Source organism: Sphingobium sp. TKS (assembly GCF_001563265.1).
Lineage (GTDB): Bacteria > Pseudomonadota > Alphaproteobacteria > Sphingomonadales > Sphingomonadaceae > Sphingobium.
On sequence record NZ_CP005084.1, the window covers coordinates 601275 to 619524 of the forward strand.

At 58.0% G+C, this 18250-nt stretch carries 13 protein-coding genes and 2 pseudogenes; 7 read left to right on the plus strand and 8 right to left on the minus strand.

The genetic code is table 11. The features are described 5' to 3' along the window. The first annotated feature begins 233 nt into the window (after positions 1-233). Both K426_RS23500 and K426_RS23505 read left to right on the plus strand, forming a co-directional pair. Positions 234-1610, plus strand: coding sequence for an MFS transporter (locus tag K426_RS23500; protein WP_066562913.1), 1377 nt, complete (start codon positions 234-236; stop codon positions 1608-1610). A 95-nt stretch (positions 1611-1705) separates the two neighbouring features. Then, positions 1706-3172 (plus strand): aldehyde dehydrogenase, encoded by a 1467-nt coding sequence (locus K426_RS23505; RefSeq protein WP_066562915.1) that lies wholly within the window; start codon positions 1706-1708, stop codon positions 3170-3172. A gap of 197 nt (positions 3173-3369) precedes the next feature. Here K426_RS23505 and K426_RS23510 read toward each other — a convergent pair whose 3' ends face one another. Together K426_RS23510 and K426_RS23515 are read right to left on the minus strand one after the other, a co-directional pair. Continuing rightward, positions 3370-4545, minus strand: coding sequence for an acyl-CoA dehydrogenase family protein (locus K426_RS23510; RefSeq protein WP_066562917.1), 1176 nt, complete (start codon positions 4543-4545; stop codon positions 3370-3372). Between the two features lie 10 nt (positions 4546-4555). After that, a complete protein-coding gene (locus K426_RS23515; RefSeq protein WP_066562919.1) occupies positions 4556-5578 on the minus strand; it encodes an acyl-CoA dehydrogenase family protein in 1023 nt (340 codons plus the stop codon). Between the two features lie 268 nt (positions 5579-5846). Between K426_RS23515 and K426_RS23520 the strand changes: the two genes are divergently transcribed. Further along, positions 5847-6065: a hypothetical protein gene (locus K426_RS23520; RefSeq protein WP_066562921.1), complete on the plus strand. Its 219-nt coding sequence runs from the start codon at positions 5847-5849 to the stop codon at positions 6063-6065. Between the two features lie 154 nt (positions 6066-6219). Here the strand turns inward: K426_RS23520 and K426_RS23525 are convergent, their stop codons facing one another. After that, complete coding sequence (locus K426_RS23525; RefSeq protein WP_082749129.1) at positions 6220-6858, minus strand: TetR/AcrR family transcriptional regulator; 639 nt, start codon at positions 6856-6858, stop codon at positions 6220-6222. A gap of 160 nt (positions 6859-7018) precedes the next feature. Here K426_RS23525 and K426_RS23530 point away from each other — a divergent pair. Beyond that, positions 7019-7723: pseudogene (locus K426_RS23530) on the plus strand (transposase); the annotation flags it as partial. Between the two features lie 40 nt (positions 7724-7763). Further along, positions 7764-8111, plus strand: a pseudogene (locus K426_RS23535) (acyl-CoA dehydrogenase family protein); the annotation flags it as partial. Positions 8112-8543: 432 nt separating this feature from the next. Here the strand turns inward: K426_RS23535 and K426_RS23540 are convergent. Continuing rightward, positions 8544-8879: a hypothetical protein gene (locus K426_RS23540; RefSeq protein WP_066562264.1), complete on the minus strand. Its 336-nt coding sequence runs from the start codon at positions 8877-8879 to the stop codon at positions 8544-8546. A gap of 1125 nt (positions 8880-10004) precedes the next feature. Beyond that, positions 10005-10178 (minus strand): DUF6771 family protein, encoded by a 174-nt coding sequence (locus tag K426_RS32230; protein WP_169575794.1) that lies wholly within the window; start codon positions 10176-10178, stop codon positions 10005-10007. Between the two features lie 536 nt (positions 10179-10714). Here K426_RS32230 and K426_RS23550 point away from each other — a divergent pair. After that, positions 10715-11935, plus strand: coding sequence for a cytochrome P450 (locus K426_RS23550; protein ID WP_066562932.1), 1221 nt, complete (start codon positions 10715-10717; stop codon positions 11933-11935). A 111-nt stretch (positions 11936-12046) separates the two neighbouring features. Here K426_RS23550 and K426_RS23555 read toward each other — a convergent pair whose 3' ends face one another. Together K426_RS23555 and K426_RS23560 are read right to left on the minus strand one after the other, a co-directional pair. After that, positions 12047-12889 carry an NAD(P)-dependent oxidoreductase gene (locus tag K426_RS23555; protein ID WP_066562934.1) on the minus strand — a complete coding sequence of 281 codons (843 nt, stop codon included), beginning with the start codon at positions 12887-12889 and terminating at the stop codon, positions 12047-12049. A 129-nt stretch (positions 12890-13018) separates the two neighbouring features. Beyond that, positions 13019-15478, minus strand: a complete 2460-nt coding sequence (locus K426_RS23560) for a TonB-dependent receptor (protein WP_082749131.1) — start codon at positions 15476-15478, stop codon at positions 13019-13021. A gap of 453 nt (positions 15479-15931) precedes the next feature. Here K426_RS23560 and K426_RS23565 point away from each other — a divergent pair, with 453 nt between their 5' ends. After that, on the plus strand, positions 15932-16816 hold the full coding sequence (locus K426_RS23565) for a helix-turn-helix domain-containing protein (RefSeq protein ID WP_145907668.1): 885 nt from the start codon (positions 15932-15934) through the stop codon (positions 16814-16816). Between the two features lie 103 nt (positions 16817-16919). On the opposite strand, the gene K426_RS23570 is transcribed toward K426_RS23565, so the two are convergent. Next, positions 16920-18140, minus strand: a complete 1221-nt coding sequence (locus K426_RS23570; RefSeq protein ID WP_237230088.1) for a cytochrome P450 — start codon at positions 18138-18140, stop codon at positions 16920-16922. Positions 18141-18250 lie beyond the last annotated feature (110 nt).

Here is an 18250-nt window from a genome sequence, read left to right on the forward strand (position 1 = left end):
CGCAAATGGCCTTACGCTGAACAACCCTTACCGCGTTCACGCTTTAATTAAAAGCACGATTTTGAGCTTTTCTTATCATTTCATACACCTCTATATTTCCGAAAGTCGCTAGACACTGAGAAAATTCGCGCTATTTTGACGATATTAGTCGATACCCCTGTAAAAGAGTAACCTCTTTTATAGGAAAAAGCGCACAAAGAGCCGAGTCGGCATAAAGAGGATGGAAGGCGCATATGTCGATCGCAACGGCCGGCTCGAAACCAAGCGGCGCAGCGCCATGGACCGCAGTGGCGTTTCTGGCGATATTCTTGGCCATCTCCTTCGCGGATCGATTCGTGCTCGCGCTGCTCGTCGAGCCGATAAAGACCGATCTTCATGTGAGCGACACGCATCTCGGCCTGCTGGTGGGAACGACCTTCGCGGCCTTCTATACCCTGTTCGCCTTGCCGATCTCGCGGCTCGCAGACGGAGCAAATCGCCGCAACCTGATCCTTGCAGGCGTTCTTTTGTGGAGCGGAGCGACAGCGGTTTCCGCCTTCGCCCAGAATTTCACCACCTTGCTGATCCTGCGATTGGGGGTCGCGCTGGGGGAAGCGGTGCTGATTCCCTCGGCCGTCTCGATGATCGGCGACCTGTTCCCGCGCGATCGCCGCAACCTGCCGACCAGCATCTTTCTCGGCGTCGGCACCAGCGGCGGTTCGGCCGCCCTCATCATTGGCGCGGCAAGCCTGCAACTGGTCGGCTCGCCCTGGGTCAAGGCGATCCCCGTCATCGGCGATCTGGCATCGTGGCGGCTGATGCTGCTTCTCATCGGCCTTCCCGGCGTGGTCACCGCGCTCCTGTTCGGCGCCATCATCTGCGAGCCGCCGCGCCCGACGATTGAAGCAGCACCGCGTGCGACGATCGCGGATGTCCGACGCCATCTCCGCGGGTCCGCGCGCGCCTATGCCTGCATTTTCGCCATAGCCGGCCTCATCTCGGTTCTGAGCCTTAGCTTCCTTGCCTGGTATCCCACCCATCTCATGCGCAGCTTCGGCATCACAGCTGCCGAGGCGGGTTACGCCTTCGGATTGATCGGCATTGGAGCAACGTTGAGCGGCGGCGTCCTCCTGCCAGGCGCCATCGATCTGCTCGCGCGGCACGGGTATCGCGACGGCTTTGCCCGGACCGGGCTGATGGCGCTGCTGATCCTGGCGCCGTGCATCTATCTTTGCCTGTCCACAAAGTCCCTCGCGGCCTCCCTCTTCTTCGCCGCGCCGACCTATCTCATCGCCTTCGGCATGGGGATCATGTGCACCATAACGGTACCATCGCTTCCGCCCAACCGGATGCGGGCGCAGGTTTCGGCGATCTACCTGCTGGTCGCCAATCTTATCGGACTGGGCCTCGGACCGGCGGCGGTCGCCTTCATTTCAGATCACTTTTTCATGGGTCCCGCCAGCCTTGGCCGCGCCGTCCTGGTGATCGGCTGCGGCGTCATTCCAACTGTGGCGCTATTGTTCATATGGTCGAAAACTGCAATTATTTTAGCGCTTGATCGGGCCGAATCCCATGAGAAGGGCGCATTGAAGAGTGATCTGAACACAGCGCCTGCCCTTGCCGCCGAATAGAAAATGAGATATCTGAATAGGCACATCATTTCAGGAGAGATTATGGCAATCCTCGATACAATATTGGGCCGCGCTCAGGCGATGGAGGCTCTATCGTGATCCGGCGCGACAAGTTCCTTATCGGCAGCCGCTACGTCGATCCGGCAAGCAGCGAGGTCCTCAAAGTCATCTCGCCGATCACAGAGGACGTCATCGGCGAGGTGCCTCTGGCGACGACCGCCGACATGGACCGGGCGGTGGCCGTCGCACGTCGCGCGTTCGAAGAAGGCCCTTGGCCGAAGATGTCCATTGCGCAGCGCGGCGAATATCTGGAGCGGCTGGTTGAACTGCTGGAGCCGCATATCAGCGAAGCCCGCAATCTTCAGATCGCCGAAATGGGCGGCCCGCTCAAGCTCTATGGCCCCCAGACGCCCGCGATGCTGGGGCCGCGCATTCTCGATGCGATTGCGGTCGCCAAGACCGCGACCCTACAGGAAATCCGCCAGGGCTCCTATGGCAAAGTGGTCGTTTCGCGCACGCCGCTGGGCGTCGTGGGCGCCATCATTCCATGGAACACGCCGATTGCAGGCTTGATAATCAAGATGCTGCCGGCGCTGCTGGCGGGCACGCCGGTCATCCTGAAGCCCGCGCCGGAAAGTCCGTTGAGCTGCTATATCATCGCCGACGCGCTCGCCAAGCTGGGACTGCCCGAGGGGGTCGTCAGCATCATCCCGGCAGGCCGTGAAGTCGGAGAGTATCTGGTCTCGCATCGCGGCGTAGACAAGATCAGCTTTACCGGCAGCACGGCTGCGGGACGCCGGATCGGCGCGATCTGCGGCGAGCAGATCAAGCCGGTGACGCTCGAACTGGGCGGCAAGTCGGCAGCCATCCTGCTCGACGACTTCAATCTGGAAAGGACGTTGCCGATCCTGGAGCGCAATTCTTTGACCAACACGGGCCAAATCTGCATCGCCACGACGCGGATACTGGTGTCGGAGCGGCGTCACGACGAACTCGTCGACGCCCTGATTGCCCGCGTCGAAAAAATGAAGGTCGGCAATCCGTTCGAAGCTGACACCGACTTTGGCCCGCTGGCCGCGGAAAGGCAGCGGGAACGGGTGGAGTCGTTCATCAAGGCGGGCCGGGATGCCGGCGCGAAAGTTGCGTTGGGTGGCGGTCGCCCCGCAATCGAGAAGGGCTGGTTCGTCGAACCCACCATCTTCACCGGTGTCGATAACAGCATGGCGATAGCGCGCGAGGAGATCTTCGGACCCGTACTCTCGATCATCCGCTACAAGGATGAAGCCGAAGCCGTCCGGATCGCCAATGATTCCGCTTACGGCCTTGGCGGCGCCGTCTACTCCTCGGACATCGCGCGCGGATTGTCGATCGCAGCCCAGCTTGAGACAGGCAGTTGCGTGGTCAATGAGGGCGTTCCCGGCGGCGGCGGCGGTCCGTTCGGCGGCGTAAAACTGTCCGGCATCGGCCGCGAACAGGGGCTGGAGGGGCTTTACAACCACTATTACCTCAAGTCGGTCACCGTGCCGATGGGTGTTGAACCGGTGCTGGAACCCGTCGCGTAACATTCAAGACAGAAAAAAGGTCGCCGGGGGATGCCCCGGCGACCCTCTAGACTCGTTCCGATTCAGATTGAACCGGAACGAGTCTAGGAAATTCCTTGTTTTCCGCGTTGCCAGATGATTCCACTGGCTCGAAATCACTCTAAGAGCCGTTTTGAAAAGGGGAGCCCCGGCCCCGCTCCCCCGTCGCGGACTTGTCGTCACCGCGACCGCGGCAGTTGCAGCACCCGATCCGCGATGATCTCCTTCTGAATTTCGGTTGCCCCGCCGGCGATCGTCAGCACCCACCCCCACATATAATCGAACATCTGTTCGTTGCTGGCCTTTGTCCCGTCATAATCAAGGAGGGACTGTCCGACAATTTCGGCCACCACCTCGTTCAACTGCTTGTTCGTCTGCGAAACGAGCAGCTTGACCATGGAACCTTCCGGTCCAGGACTGCCCTTCCGGTCGATGTTGGAGACGTTCATGACCGCCATCGCCCGCAGTCCCAAGGCGTCGGCCTTTAGCTCCGCCAGCTTGCGCGCGATCTCGCGATCCTCGATGGCATAGCGACCATCCTCCATAGGCGTCCGCCGCGCCAGCTCGATCGCCCGCTCGACCTTCCCCGACATCGAGATCTGGTCCCGCAAGAAGGTGTTGCCGCGTTCAAAATCGAGGGTCGAAAGAGCGATCGACCAACCGCCGCCGATTTCGCCCACAACATTCGTCAGGGGAATGCGGACATCATCGTAAAAGGTCGCGTTGATATCGCTCTCGCCCATCATCGTCTTGATGGGGCAGACCTCAATACCCGGCGTCGTCATGTCGCAGATGATCCACGTCAGACCCTTGTGGCGTTCCGATCCGGGTTCGGTGCGAACGAGAAGTTCCTGATAGCGCGCGGTAGCGGCCCCTGATGTCCATGTTTTCTGACCGTTGACGACCAGATAGTCGCCGTCGATCGTGCCCTTTGTCTTCAGCGCGGCCAGGTCCGATCCGGCGCCGGGTTCGGAGAAGCCCTGGCACCAGAGCACTTCGCCCTTCAATATGCGCGGCAGGTGGAAGGCCTTCTGGGCCTCTGATCCGCGTGTGATCAATGTTGGGCCGGCATGCGTCAGTGCGATGGTGGACCGCTCATAGCCCGGCGCCTTGGCGCGCTCGCACTCCTCCCACCAGATCAGCGTGCGGACGCCTGACAGACCCAGCCCGCCAAATTCCTTCGGCCAGTTCACGCCGGCCCAGCCTCCGTCATATAGCTTGCGTTGCCACGTCCTGTCGAAATCGGCGCCGCCCTGAACATCCGCCGGACGCGGCTCGACCGGAACGTTCGTGGAAAGCCATTGCCTGGCGGCTTGCCGGAAGGCGATGTCCCCGGCCGTGTAATGCAGATCCATCAGGCGTTCCTCATATCGTCAGAAGAGGCTGGTCGAGCAGCGCATCGAGTTGGGTTTTACGCCCCCCGAACCAAGGCGCGAGCATGAGCGTGCGTTTCATGAAGTGATGGGCCGGAAGGTCATCGGTGATCCCGATGCCGCCATGCAGCTGGATGTTGATATCCGCGTTCCGCGTCGCGGCGCGATGCGCAATGACCTTGGCCGATCGGGCCTGCAGTTCGGCGTCCACCCGCCCTTCCGCGAACGCGAGCGCGGCAAAGTAGAGCAGCGACTTGGCATGGTCACTGCGCGCAGCTCCTTCGGCGATCGGGTGGCGAACGGCCTGATAGGAACCGATCTTACGGCCGAAGGTCTCACGGATCTTGGCATAATCCGCGATCATCGCTACAGCCCCTTCGGCAAGGCCGGTCAACATGGCCGCTGTCAGCAACATGCCGTTGATCCTGATCGCGGCCGCGGGCGCCCGCCCAAGCAGGCGCAATCCGCCAAGATCGCGGCGCGCGACCGGCGTGAAGGCGTCAAGCCACGGCACCGGTTCCAAAGAGGCGCCATCTTCGACTTCCAGAAGCAGCACCTCGTCCGCCACTGCAACCAGGACGCAGGCAGCGTCCTGAATGTCGTAAACCCGGGCCGTTCCACGCACTCCAGTCTGGCTGGACGACAGGGGCGCCTCCGCCACGGCGTAGGCCGCGCCGCAACCGCCTGCGAGAAGACGGTCGCGCAGTTCCGCCAGCCCAAGGCTGTCGGCCAGTTTCGTGGCCAGGATGGTCGGGATCAATGCGGTGGGTCCCACGACGCGGCCGACCTCTCGCAGGATCAGGACCTCCTCGACGACCGACATCCCCACCCCACCGGAGGATTCCGCCAGGCCAATGCCCGCCCAGCCCAATTCGGCAAATTTTTCCCGCTGCGCGCGCGCCGCATCGACCGAGAATGGCGCTCCATGCAGCCGGGACAGCGGCATCTCGCGCTGCAAAAAATCCGCCGCGAGGTCGATGATCTGCTGCTGTTCTTCGTCGGGGACGAGGTCCATCCAATCCGCTCCTGTGTGGGCGCCGGGGCGCCCTTGATCCCGTTTCTCCATCTGGCCGTATCTGTAGATTACGGGCCATAACGAATCTTGCTTAAAAGCTGCATCGCCATAATTCAATAACCTCTTTTTTGACCTAGGTCAGCGACGAAAGAGCAGGGAGGACATTATTCCGGGACAAATTTTGGGACGAGAAGGCAATTCTCCATAAAAAAGATACCGCCAGTGTCTTTTTCTGATATATTCCGTAATCTCAATTGGAGGCGAATTGATGTCCTACGATGTCCTTTTTGATGGTTGCGGAACGACGCGCGTGCGGGCTGCCTGCATGGAGCAGGCGATCACAACCGGCCGATCACTCCTTGAGCGCGGGCGCCGAAACATCATCATCCAGCCCAGTCAGGGCGGTCAAGCGATTGCGTTGACGGATCTGGAGAGCCGCACGAAACACTGCTCCAGCGTTTCGGAAACGCGCAGCGTAACTTTGTGAGGCAATCGCATTTCCGCCAAAGTTGCGTTAGAGCGCGCTGCGTTTAATCGGACGCAGGTCGCGCGCTCTAATTCCTTGTTGTCGCATCATTTTGAGCGGAAAACCCGATCCGGAGGCATGTGACTCCGGATCGCCCACTTTTCCGCACGATGCGCTAGCTGGAGCGGCCGAACGCCGCCAGAAAGGTTCGCCAACGCAGGAGGAACACATCCTGAAAGGTTTCTCCCCCTACCATCGTATCGCCATGACGAATGCGCGTTACCGCTCCTTCGAGCAAGTCCACAAGAATGGCAGCCGCCGCATTGGGAGGACCGAATGCCAAGGATTCTTCCGATATGGCTTCGCTGACGAGCTCAATGAGAGGTTCGAGTGCTCGCCCCGCCCATTGCACAAACAATTTGCGGATATCATCGGAGTGCACGGCCTCTGCGCTAGCCACCAGGTAGAACACGGCATTATCCACCACACAGCCATGATCGAAATAGGCCCGGGCGGCACGCTCAAGCCGATCGATTGCCGGCTCAGACTGGGCCTGTATTTCGGCCAGCCTCGAGCGAAACCGTTCAGTGTCGCGCTTGGCGACGGCATCGAGCAAGGCAATCTTATCGGCGAAACGGCGGTAGACCGTGTGCTTTGATATCTGTAGTTTCGTGGCGAGTCCATCGATCGAGGTGCCGGCGAACCCCTGCCTCGCAAAGAGCTCCTGCGCGGCATCAAGAATCTCGTTCTCAATAGCTTGCACTGTCTCCTTGCGCGGCCGGCCAAGGCTCCGCCGCTTTACTGTCTGATCCACTCCTCCTCCTTGCCTGCCGCCATGGGGAGGCTCTTATGGCAGACTGCCGGATCATCTGTTAGTAAATAAATGAAGTCCGGATCCATAGTAAGCGCCGACGGAGACGGCGTTGACATGCGTCGGTCAGGTTTTTGGCGTGGCCATAGTGCCGATTTTTAGCGAGGTCGCCGCGATCGAACGGCATCTGCGTGAGTATGACCGTTTGACCGAGTATCTTCGCAGCCTCGAGCGGGAACTCGCGCGTGATGCGCTCGCGTGCGCCGAGACGAAACGGCTCACGACGATACCCGGCATCGATATGGTGGTGGCCGTGGGTCTGCTGGCGGCGATCGGACCGATCGATCGCTTCACGAGCCCCGAAAGTCTCATTGCTTTCCTTGGACTGGATCCCAGCGCGCATCAATCGGGAAACAGCCCCGCCAGGCACGGCCGCATCACCAAACAGGGACCTTGCCATGCCCGTACGATGTTGGTCGAGGCCGCGCGGGCAGCGGTACGAGGCCCCAGTCCGCTCCGCGCTTTCTACGAACGTGTTCGTGCACGGCGTGGCACCCACGTGGCAGCCGTTGCCGTCGCCCGTAAATTTGCCGTCATCGTTTGGCACCTGCTTACCCGCAGCGAGGACTATGCCTGGGTTCGCCCAGCCCTGCATATCAAAAAGCTGAGGGATCTTGAACTGCCATCCGGCCAGCCCGCTCGGCGGGGCCAGCGTGGCGCTGGCTACGAATACAATCTGACGAAATACCGACAGGAAGAGCGGCAACGCGGGTAACGCGCCGAAGCAGCCTATCGGCGGTTCACCGAAGGCTGGATCAAGCGTGGCAATCGGGTGCCTGCGGGCGCCTCAGAGGAGGTACGTCAATGATGACAGCGCGGACGAAACTTCACCTCCAGTTCGTCTCTTTATCACGGGGTCACCCATTGGACAGAATCAAGGAATACAGTTTCCTATAGCCGAGAGCTATATCGATATCCGTGCCGCTGATCTGATGCGCCTTCGCGCCGCCGAGCTATTCGACGCAAAGGAAGCATGTGGAGCGGAAGCCAACATGGCGAAATATCTCGGAGCCAAGGCCTCATGGAGCGCCGCCAACGTGTGCATGCAGACGTTTGGTGCGTTCGGCTTTGCACATGAGTATGACATCGAACGAAATTTTCGTGAAATCCGACTGTATCAAGTCGCGCCAATAAGCACGAATTTGATCCTTTCCTATGTCGCCGAGCATGTGCTCGGACTGCCAAGGTCGTTTTGAAATGCGGCCGCTTGAAGGTGTCACCGTCATCGGCCTCGAACAGGCCATTGCCGCTCCATTGCCGGGATACTAAATTTCGACGCACATGGTTGAAGATTAAAGATTTGCAAAATTCCAAAATTTGCAGATCCAACAAGATTACCAACAACCTTATGGAACCTACTTCGACTTCTATAAATCCCTTGGTTCTTTGGGTCAATACCAACAAATTTTCGTTCTTGTCGAGGTGATGGACGAATCCCGAATTTAGACCTAACTTCCAAGCCGGGGGACTTGATGCCGAAGATCTAAATCTCGGAAGGCTACGCCCAACAGACCAGCTAGACCGCTTTGAATGAAACGCAGCTGGCGCAACGATACTCGCCCGTCGCGATCTCGATTGGACTTTCCCGGGCCGGGCCACATCGTCAACCCGATGGAGCGCTAAGTGCCTCATGCACTTGGTCGGCTGATGATCAGTACGCTCATCGATCCGATCTGGCGCGGAACATAGACATCGTCGACATAGACGGCCAGCACCGGTTCCTGGATAGGGTCGCTTTCGCCCACGCTGGTGAGATTGCGCTGCTCCAGCAAGTCGGGCGTGAAGGCCGAAATGGCGATAGCTGTCTTTTGCAGATCAGTCGCCCGGCGTTCAGCGGTGACGATGATTTCACCCCTGGCATGAGCATTGTCTGTGGGCTGTAGCTGGGCTTGGGAGGTTTCAAGGACCATAGGAAACAAGACACATAGGGTGCCCGCCAGAAGAAGCTGATCGGAAAATTTCATACTTTGCCCTGCCAAAGCTGCCCCGCGCAGCACAAATTATCTACTATATTAATAGACAATTTGGTCAATTGATTCGTGGCGGTTCACCCATAAGCTACGCTCAAGGTTGCGCGGGTTAGCCGATGCCTTCGCCATTCTTGGATTTAATGTAATTTTGGTCCCTAGCAAGCGACCGATGATGTTTTTCGCGTGAGCGCAAGTTTCTAGGAGTGGCGGTCAGCTTAGGCTTCCCTCGCGCGCAAGCGGAGGTCGCGCTCGTTCGTGATAAACGTCAGTCATAGGTGGAACGCAAGACCGCAGCCGAAATCGCGAAATTCACTAAATCTTAGAGACGAATTTCCGCTACTGGCTGGGAACGCAAAGTCTTCCGCACAATCGCAGGACGGCGAGACCGTATGCCAGCGACTGGGCAGCGATGTGGCTGAAACAACAGTATTAGACTTCCTGAAACGTCTTGAGACGGAGGCAGTATTCAAAAACGCACGTACATCGCTGCATATTCAAAATAAGTTAATAACATTAAATGTCGAGACCAACAAAATATCCAAGAACTATATTGTACTCTTAACGAGCTAATGAAGCCACATGATACCGAAGTCAATATTTTCTCGCTCCACGTTTTTCACGAATGGATTTTTGATATCCACCGATACTCAAAATCCGTCTCCCAATTTCTTTGATCGATTGCAAACCTCTGGATCGCAACGGCGCCCGGTTTGGAGATTTCAAGAGATCGCCTCGCCGGCACCCGCATGATCAGATGGCGTCCCACGACCCCCAGTTCGCCGCGATCCACACGCTACAATGTATCAAACCACGAAATCTCGCCATGGCTCATCTCCACCACCGTCATAAGCGCGTCCTCACTGCCAAATCGTTGCCCTAGTGAAGAGCCCCTCCGCTTCAATAGCAATGGCATTGTGCCTAAACGAATGATCGCCCGCTCTCCATCGATCCGCAGCAGAAAGCGTCGCTGCTGAGCGCATTCGACCTGCAAAGCCACCGCCGATCTTGCTGCGACTGGGTGAAACGGGAATAAGAGCAGTGCAGCCATAACGGAGCAGAGAAATTGCCTGGAACCGACCACTACTCGCACCTTTCATGGCTTCGAAATAGCGTGTCGCCTTAATCCCCAGACGTTTCAGGGGTGCCATTCGCCAATGCATCCGTAATCATGGCTGCCAAGGTTTCTTCTGCTCGACTGCGTACGCCGACGTCCTTGGAAAGCAGGTCGCTGCGCACCCATTGTGGCGCACGCTCGACCACGCGCAATATTATCGCCTGTGTCTGATCGCCCATTTCCTATGCCTATGGCCGCATGGCGTGCTTGACGCAACAAGGCATTACTATTCAAACCAAAAGACATCCGCAAATCTGCGATCGCCTCGGCCCTTATCGCCGAAAGCTGCTGACCGCAGGCTCCCACTCATTTTATCCAGCGCGCCCGCAAGGACCGCGTCTGTCGAGATATTATAGCCCATAAGAACGAATCAGTGGCCCGTGCGAGAGTTAGCTCGATGCCAAGCTGCGCCGTACAGAGGATAACATCCATGACGAGCTTTACGCTGTGACCACTCCAACCGGTAGCCAGCTTTTTTGGCGCTTTCGAGACAGCCTGTCATGCTGAAATATATTGTCGCGATTTACGGCTTATCGGGCACAATCTATGATCTGCGTGAGGCAGCAACGACGTTTCCCAGTTTGCATTGCCCACTTTGTCTCGTGAGAGATACTGAGGCAAAGGTGACATTGGAGAAAATGGTACCGTTAGCTCTATATTGAAAATAATCTGATGAAATAATATATATTCAGTTATAATCAAAGAGGTAAATTCGATGTCAAATTGCGACTATGATCTCATTCCTCCCCATGTCGCCGAAGAAGCGGCAATATCCCTTCGACTATTCGATCGTGTCACAATTTCGGAATGTCCGCAGGAAACCCTTATTCCCCAAATACATGAAACTTTAGGTCCTATTACTTGGGTAACCAATATCTTTATGGCTCATCAAGGGGGCTGGCTGCTGACCCGCATGGAGGACATACAGACAATTTTGCGGGATGGAGAGAATTTCACAAAGCGTGGGATGGGCAAGTTCGCGCAATCCATTGGCGAAGACTGGCTGGTCATCCCTACCGAGACAGACCCGCCCGCTCACGGGCAGTATCGCGAAGCGCTCAATCCCTATTTCGCGCCCCAACGCATGGCCGCGATGCGCGACAATCTGCACGAGCGTGCCATCACGCTGATCAACAGCTTCAAGGATCGCGGCCATTGCGATTTCGTGCATGAATTTTCCGAAAAATTTCCGATTTACATCGTGCTCGATTTACTCGGCTTGCCTCAAGAAAGATTGGAGGAGTTCCTTCAATGGGAGAAGGAGATTCTGCACACCAAAACGCTGGAAGCCCGTGCGAGCGGCGTGCGTAAGGTAAAGGCCTATCTTGAAGAACAAATCGCCGACCGGCGCGCTAATCCGCGCGATGATTATATCAGTCGCATTTTCGACTATGAGATAGACGGCCGGAAATGGAATGATGCCGAAATTTTCGGCCATTGTTTCAACCTTTTTATCGGTGGACTCGACACGGTTACCTCGATGCTCGGCAATATCTTCACCTTTCTTGCCCGTTATCCGGACCGGCAGGAAGAACTGCGTGAAAATCCAGGCAAGATCGTGCTCGCCGTCGAGGAGTTTTTCCGCGCCTTCGCACCGGTCAGCGTTTTCCGGATCGCGGCGCGCGAAATGGAAATCCACGGGCAAAAGATCATGCCGGGCGATTATGTGGCGGTTTCTACGCCCGTCGCGGGACGCGATCCAAACTTCTACGACAATCCCAATGAAATCCGCTTCGATCGCCGTGGTCAGCATATTTCATTGGGCTATGGCATCCACAAATGCCTGGGCATGCACCTCGCACGACTGGAGCTTCAAACCGCCCTTGAGGAATTTCTCAAGGCGATCCCACCATTCCGTATCAAGGACGGCTTCGAGGTCGGCTATTTCGTCGGAAACATTCTTCATGTCCCCGAGCTTCATCTTCAGTGGGACTGAAAGTGAGATAGCGATCATTCAAAATGAATAAAACGCTGCCGGCTTCATGGCCGGCAGCGTTTTATTCATTGAACGAAAACTCTCTAAATTCGCGGCCGATTTTGGTAAAATCTAGCTCTCGCAGATTGCAAGCAGCGTCTTCTTGAGCAGCGTCTTGGTATGGCTGGTGATCGGCGATACCGCATCGGCGCCCGCCGCCAGTTCTTCAGCCAGCGCGAGGTCCTTTTCGCCGATGCCGGCTTGGCTGGCGAAGAAGGCACGCCGGGCTGCATCCCCCGGATTATTGCGGAAGTCGACGAAACCCGCCATCGGCGGGGTGAGATTGCCGTTGCGCTTCATCACGGTGAGCAGCTTGTCCATCGGCACGCCCGACGCCTCCGCCACATTGGCAACCTCTATACCCAACATGATGCCGCACCAGGAAACGAGGTTGTTGCAGATCTTGAGGGCCATTGCCGATCCGAGCGGACCGATATGCATCGTGTTCGTCGAAAAGGCGTTGAGCACCACCTGGACGCGGGCGGCGACGGACTCCTCGCCACCAGTCATGCAGAAGACGAAGGGACCGTCCTTGCTCATTTCGGTGCGCGTAACCGGAGCATCGATGACGTCGATACCCAGGGGGGCAGCGCGCTCGGCGATATGCTGCGCGGTCTTCGGCTTGATCGTGCTGTGGATGAGCAGGATCGCTCCCCGCTTCATCGCGGGCAGCAGTGCATCGACGCATTCCAGTACCTGCGTGTCGTCCCGCACGCAGATGCCGACGGCGTCGGCATCCTCGCCGACCTCCGCCATGGAAGCGGCGAGCTTCGCGCGGCCCTCGAATTTCGCCAGTGCCTCGGGAAACACGTCGTAAACGGTAAGGTCAAGCGGCAGTTTGGCAAGTTCCCGCGCCTGATCGCCGCCCATGCTGCCCAGACCGATGAAACCAATTTTCCTGATAGTATCTGTCATGAAATATCCCTCAGGCCTTCTCCAAGTTCGCGAATGAGGTAACCACTCCGAACGACCTTCGTAAATCCCAAACGGGGGCTGCATGAATGCCAAACCATTGCGGAAGCGCCAAAGCCGGTCGCTCCGGGACTAGCTTTTCGGTCCGAAACGAAAGGTCGCGCCGATACCCCACGTAAAGGGATCGCCGATATAATCGATCGCCGTGCCCAGTGTCGGCAACTGATCGGCGAAGGCACGGGTTACATATTTCTTTCCGCCAATATTGCGGCCAAAGATCGACAGCTCAAGATTGGGATCTTCGATCTGCAAGGCGATGCGCCCACTCAAAAGCCCATATCCCGGAATGCTATTGATCCGGTTGGCAATGGCAACCGCATCACGATAGGCTTGCGGACGCCGCGGATCGGCGGTGAACAGACCGAAATTCTGTTTGCCGATATAGGCGTAGTTTGCGTAGATCGAGAGTTCGCCAAATGGGGTCGGCACCTTCTGCGTGGCCGATATGCCGAACTGCTTCTTGGGCATTTGCGGCAGAGCCTCGCCGCTGCGATCGACCGAACAGCGGACCGAACCTGCGGCGGTGCCGGCGACGCAATCCGACACGTTGGCGCCGGCGACGGGAACGAACTGCTGCTGTTCGACGAAAGTGCCGGAGACATATTTGCCGTCGAGCAGGGCGAGATTGCCGGAGAGCAGCATCCCTTCCCAGGGAACGGCGCTTATTTCAAGTTCGCCGCCATAGACACGCGCATCGCCCGAGTTGCGGAGGAATTGCGTGGTTGCACAGGCAAGCGCGCCCGGTGGGGTGATGCAGTCGGAAGCATTGCGCTGAACGTCCGACTGCCAGGAATGGAAAGCGGCGGCATTGATGCGCAACCGGTTATCCAATGTGCTGAACTTGACGCCGAGTTCAACGTCCCTGACCTTCTCCGGCTTGAACGGCGGTGTCGCGGCCGAACCATTGCGCATATTGAAGCCGCCGGCCTTGGATGCGGCGCTCGTCTTCACATAAGCAAAAAGGCTGTCGGTGATTTCCACATCGATACCCGCCGTCCAGGCGGGGTAATTATATTTGACCGAACGTGGCAGGCTGCAAGGCGCAACGAAGTCGGGATTCGAGACCAGTTCGGGCGCGCAGGTGTTGGCGGCAAGGTTCGTTCTGTTCATCAGAACAACCTCCCGCTTATCCCATGTCCAGCGGACGCCGCCGGTGAGACGGATCTTGTCGGTCAGACGGTAATAGCCCTGGCTGAACAGGCCGACCGAGACATTCTTCACTGTGCCGTAATTCAGGCCGAAACCGAAATTGGGTGCGGGGGCTGCGGGTGCAAACGACCCGAAGGTCTGCGATACGGACGATTCACGGCCGCTTTCCGTCGAATAATAGCCGCCGAGAATATAGCTGAAGCGGTCGCCCAATTCCCCGGAGAACTGAAGTTCCTGCGAATATTGATCGGACTTGTAGGCGCTTTCGGCCGCCAGAATCTGGGCAGGAGTGCCATCGAGTTCGTTCAGGCCGATCGCGTTGCTGTAACGATAGGCAGAGATCGATTTCACGGTGACGGAACCGATTTCGCCATCGATCGTGAGATTGCCGCCATAGGCTTCCAGCCTGTTATAGGCGTTTCGGCCGCCTGCGGTCAGAAAACCGTAATTGGACCCGACCGGCGGATTGGTGCTGAATGGAATGCCATAGGCATCGTACCAATGGGCTTTGCTGTGCAGATAGGGCGCGAGGGGGGTTGCGGCGTTGATGGCGCTGATCGCCGCGCTCGCGCCCGGATTGACCGCTGCAAGACCGACGAACTGGCCATGATCCTTGATGATATTATAATCGCCGCTAAGCGTGGCGGACCAGTTGTTGCCGGCGGGCGCCCAACGTAATTTGGCGCGGGCATAATGGCTGTTGCGGTCCTTAAGTTCGCTGTTCGAGGTCAAATTCCGGGCATAGCCGTCGTGATCCACGAAATCATAGACGAAGCGCGCCGCCAACTCCTCGCCCATCAATGGCACGTTGAGAACCGCGTCGACATTGCGATAATCATAGTTGCCGCCCTGAATGCGGAAATGCCCTCCGAAATCGCCCGTAGGATTGGCCGTGACGATGTTGAGCGCGCCGCCGGTGGTGTTGCGACCGAACAACGTGCCCTGGGGGCCACGCAGAACCTCGACCCGCTGCAGGTCGATGAGATCGGCCGAACCCTGCGAGGGGCGCGGAATATAAACGCCGTCGACATAGGTTGCGACGGAAGGATCGTTGGCGACGCCCGGATTCAATGCCGGCATGCCGCGGATGGAGATATAGACGAAGCCCGAACCGCCCGGGGCGCCGGTCGCGATCGACAGGCTCGGCGCGGTGCGCTGCAGGCCCGCCACATCGCCGACCTGCGCCTGTTTGATCATTTCGGTCGACAGTGCGGTGACGGCGACCGGCGTGGTCTGGATATTTTCTTCGGTCCGCCTGGCGGTGACCACAATGTCCTCGATTCCCACAGGTCCGGTCTGGTCCGCCGCCATTGCCGGCACGCTAGCCGCGAAAACCGACAAGCTCGCCAATGCGGTCGTCTGGAACCATTTACCTGAAGCCATTTCATCCCCTCCCTGAGCGTTGAATTCGGGCAGGATGCTTTTTCACCTCATGCCCATGCGACAGAGCGCTAACATCAGGAACCGGCGCGGAGAACCGGCTTGAGCGCCATGTCATGCCGGCGATCAAACTAATGTCCTCTTCGCGATGCTTTGGAGATTTTCCGACCAGTCGGCCATGAACGCAATGACGGTTTCGCGATGGGATGTCCGGTTTGCGCGATATGATTGCGAGTCGACGTGCTGCGGACAAGGCCCCATAATGTCCGCTCATGACCGGGTCCAATGACCAGCATGGAAGGCAAGCTCTGAACGCAGGCGCGACACACATGGATCGGGTGCAGTCGCCTTTGCATGCTCCGCGTTCGAACCTGCCGATTTTGTCATATCCTGCTTTGCGGCGCAAACAGGCGCGAATGGAAAGGGACGGAAGGAGCAATGGCAGGCGGGCGACCTATGATGCAGTCAACGGGCACCATCCTTCCATGCCAGCCGCTCACCGTCTCCTATTTCCATGTCGAGAACAGCATCATCGCGAACGGCATTCGTGCCGATATCCGGCATTTTGCGTGGGAACGCAGCTGTGACGCCAGGTTCGAGCCGAACAGTCACTATCTCGACTATTCGCTCGGCCCGCGCGCGCGCGGGGCGCGTCTGCTGCCCGACGGCAAGCGCCATGCGCCACCCTTTGGCGAGGTTTCCTACCTGCCAAAGGGGAGCCAGTTTGAAGCGCGCTGCGAACCCAGCGAATATCGCATATTCTGTTTGACCTTCGAAAGCCTGACAGCCGATCAGCTCTTTCAGAATGAGGTAATGCCTTCGTCATTGCCCCCCTGTTTCGACGTCAAGGCGCCGTGGGTCCGTCAGGGCCTCGCCCGCCTCGCCCAGGAAGTGCGCAATCCCGGTTTCGCGCCCGACATCATGGTCGAAACCATTGCGTTGTCGCTGGTCATCGACCTGTCTCGTCACCTTCAGATCGCTCACAAATGCGATGACACCGCCGATCCACGAATGGCGGGCTGGCGCCTGCGCCGCCTTCAGGAGCGTATCGAGGCGGGACTGGCGGGGCCATTGTCGATCGTCGATCTGGCCGAAGAATGCGGCGTCAGTTCACGGCATCTGATGCGGACCTTCAAGAACACGGTCGGGAAGACCCTGGGCAGTTACATTGCCGATGCGCGGATTGCGCAGGCCAAGCGAGAACTGGTTCAGGATGGCGCCCTTATCAAGGTCGTCGCGGGCAATTGCGGTTTCCAAAGCGTCGCGGCCTTCAGTGCCGCCTTCCGCAAGGCGACCGGCCTCAGCCCCCGGGGTTTCCGGCACGAGATGCTGCGCGGTTGACGCTGGAGCGGTTATCCGATGCAATCAGATAACCGCTCCAGAACCAATTTGACCGGTCAGACCTCATGCGCCCACAGATCACAGTCCCGGGCCATGGGAATATTCAGTCCCATTGCAGGTGGAGATCCGGCACATGCAGAATATTGCCCACGAAATACGGCACTTTGAAGCCGTCCTTGATCCGAAATTCCGGCAAAGTCGTGACGAATTCCTCGACCGCGATTTGCAGTTCCAGCCGCGCGAGATGCATCCCCAGACATTTGTGAATACCGCTGCCCAGCGACATATGCGGCGCCTTACGGTCGAAGCGAATGGCCTGAGGATCATCGTAGAAGGCCGGATCGCGACCAACCACGGGTGAGCTGAAGGCCACATAATCCCCAGGCATAATCTTCTGCCCCTGAATTTCGATGACCTTCGTCGCGATGCGGAAGGCCGTGACCGGCGCGAAGGCGCGGAGGAATTCTTCGACCGCGAGGACGATCAGCGACGGATCAGCGCGCAGTTCGTTCTGCTTATCCGGGTGAGACGCCAGATAGTTGAAGATATTGCCGAGCAGCGACGTAACCGTGTCCAGTCCACCGATATACAGGTTGAAACAGTGCCCCAGAACCTCGTCATCATTCCACAGGCGGTCATCCACCTCAAAGGTCAGGACCTTGCTGATATAGTCATCGCGCGGCTGCTGGCGGCGGGCCTCAATCTCCTCCAGCAGATAGTCTTTCACACAGCGCACGGCGTTGCCGCGGACTTCCCAGTCATTGGAGTGGAGCATTTCCTTTTCCCATTTGAGGAATTGCGCCATTCTTTCCTGTGGTAGCCCAAGCAGATCGAGGACGATGAAGATAGGGAATTTCTCCGAAAATTCCTCGATGAAATCGCACTGACCCCGATCCTTGAAGGCATGGATCAAGGTCCGCGCACGCTCGCGCACCTGTTCCTTCATCGCGAACATCTTCTGCGGCGCGAAATGACTGTTCAGCGCCTTGCGGTAACCGGTGTGAATGGGCGGGTCGGCTTCGGTCGGAATGACCAGCCAGTTCTCGCCGATATTCTGCGCCCATTTGCCCATGCCGTTCTTGGTGAAATTGTCGGCGTCGCGCAGCATCGCCTGCACATCCTCGGCATTTTTGAGCAGCCAGCCGGGTTGGTCACCGGGAAAGATGTTGGTGACATAGGTGACCGGCGGCAGGTCCGCATGCATGGCCGGGATCAGCACCTCCTGCGGATTGTCGTAGATCACCTGCCGGGAAAAGAGCGGCAGCGCCATCGCCAGTTCGGGTGGCACATGATCCGGAAGGGGCTGTTGCGCAGGTTTGGTCATCATATTCTCCGAAGCAAAAAGAGATAATTTCCACCCTTGCCAAAGACAGGTGCGGTCCTGGTCATCCGATCGAGACTGGCGGCCATGCGGATGATCCGCAATGACAGGAG

Excerpts from the sequence above, each read along its gene's own strand:
- K426_RS23500 (WP_066562913.1), top strand. The coding sequence starts at position 234 with ATGTCGATCGCAACGGCCGGCTCGAAACCAAGCGGCGCAGCGCCATGG.
- K426_RS23510 (WP_066562917.1), bottom strand. The coding sequence starts at position 4,545 with ATGGATCTGCATTACACGGCCGGGGACATCGCCTTCCGGCAAGCCGCC.
- K426_RS23515 (WP_066562919.1), bottom strand. The coding sequence starts at position 5,578 with ATGGACCTCGTCCCCGACGAAGAACAGCAGCAGATCATCGACCTCGCG.
- K426_RS23520 (WP_066562921.1), top strand. The coding sequence starts at position 5,847 with ATGTCCTACGATGTCCTTTTTGATGGTTGCGGAACGACGCGCGTGCGG.
- K426_RS23540 (WP_066562264.1), bottom strand. The coding sequence starts at position 8,879 with ATGAAATTTTCCGATCAGCTTCTTCTGGCGGGCACCCTATGTGTCTTG.
- K426_RS32230 (WP_169575794.1), bottom strand. The coding sequence starts at position 10,178 with ATGGGCGATCAGACACAGGCGATAATATTGCGCGTGGTCGAGCGTGCG.
- K426_RS23550 (WP_066562932.1), top strand. The coding sequence starts at position 10,715 with ATGTCAAATTGCGACTATGATCTCATTCCTCCCCATGTCGCCGAAGAA.
- K426_RS23555 (WP_066562934.1), bottom strand. The coding sequence starts at position 12,889 with ATGACAGATACTATCAGGAAAATTGGTTTCATCGGTCTGGGCAGCATG.
- K426_RS23560 (WP_082749131.1), bottom strand. The coding sequence starts at position 15,478 with ATGGCTTCAGGTAAATGGTTCCAGACGACCGCATTGGCGAGCTTGTCG.
- K426_RS23565 (WP_145907668.1), top strand. The coding sequence starts at position 15,932 with ATGATGCAGTCAACGGGCACCATCCTTCCATGCCAGCCGCTCACCGTC.
- K426_RS23570 (WP_237230088.1), bottom strand. The coding sequence starts at position 18,140 with ATGACCAAACCTGCGCAACAGCCCCTTCCGGATCATGTGCCACCCGAA.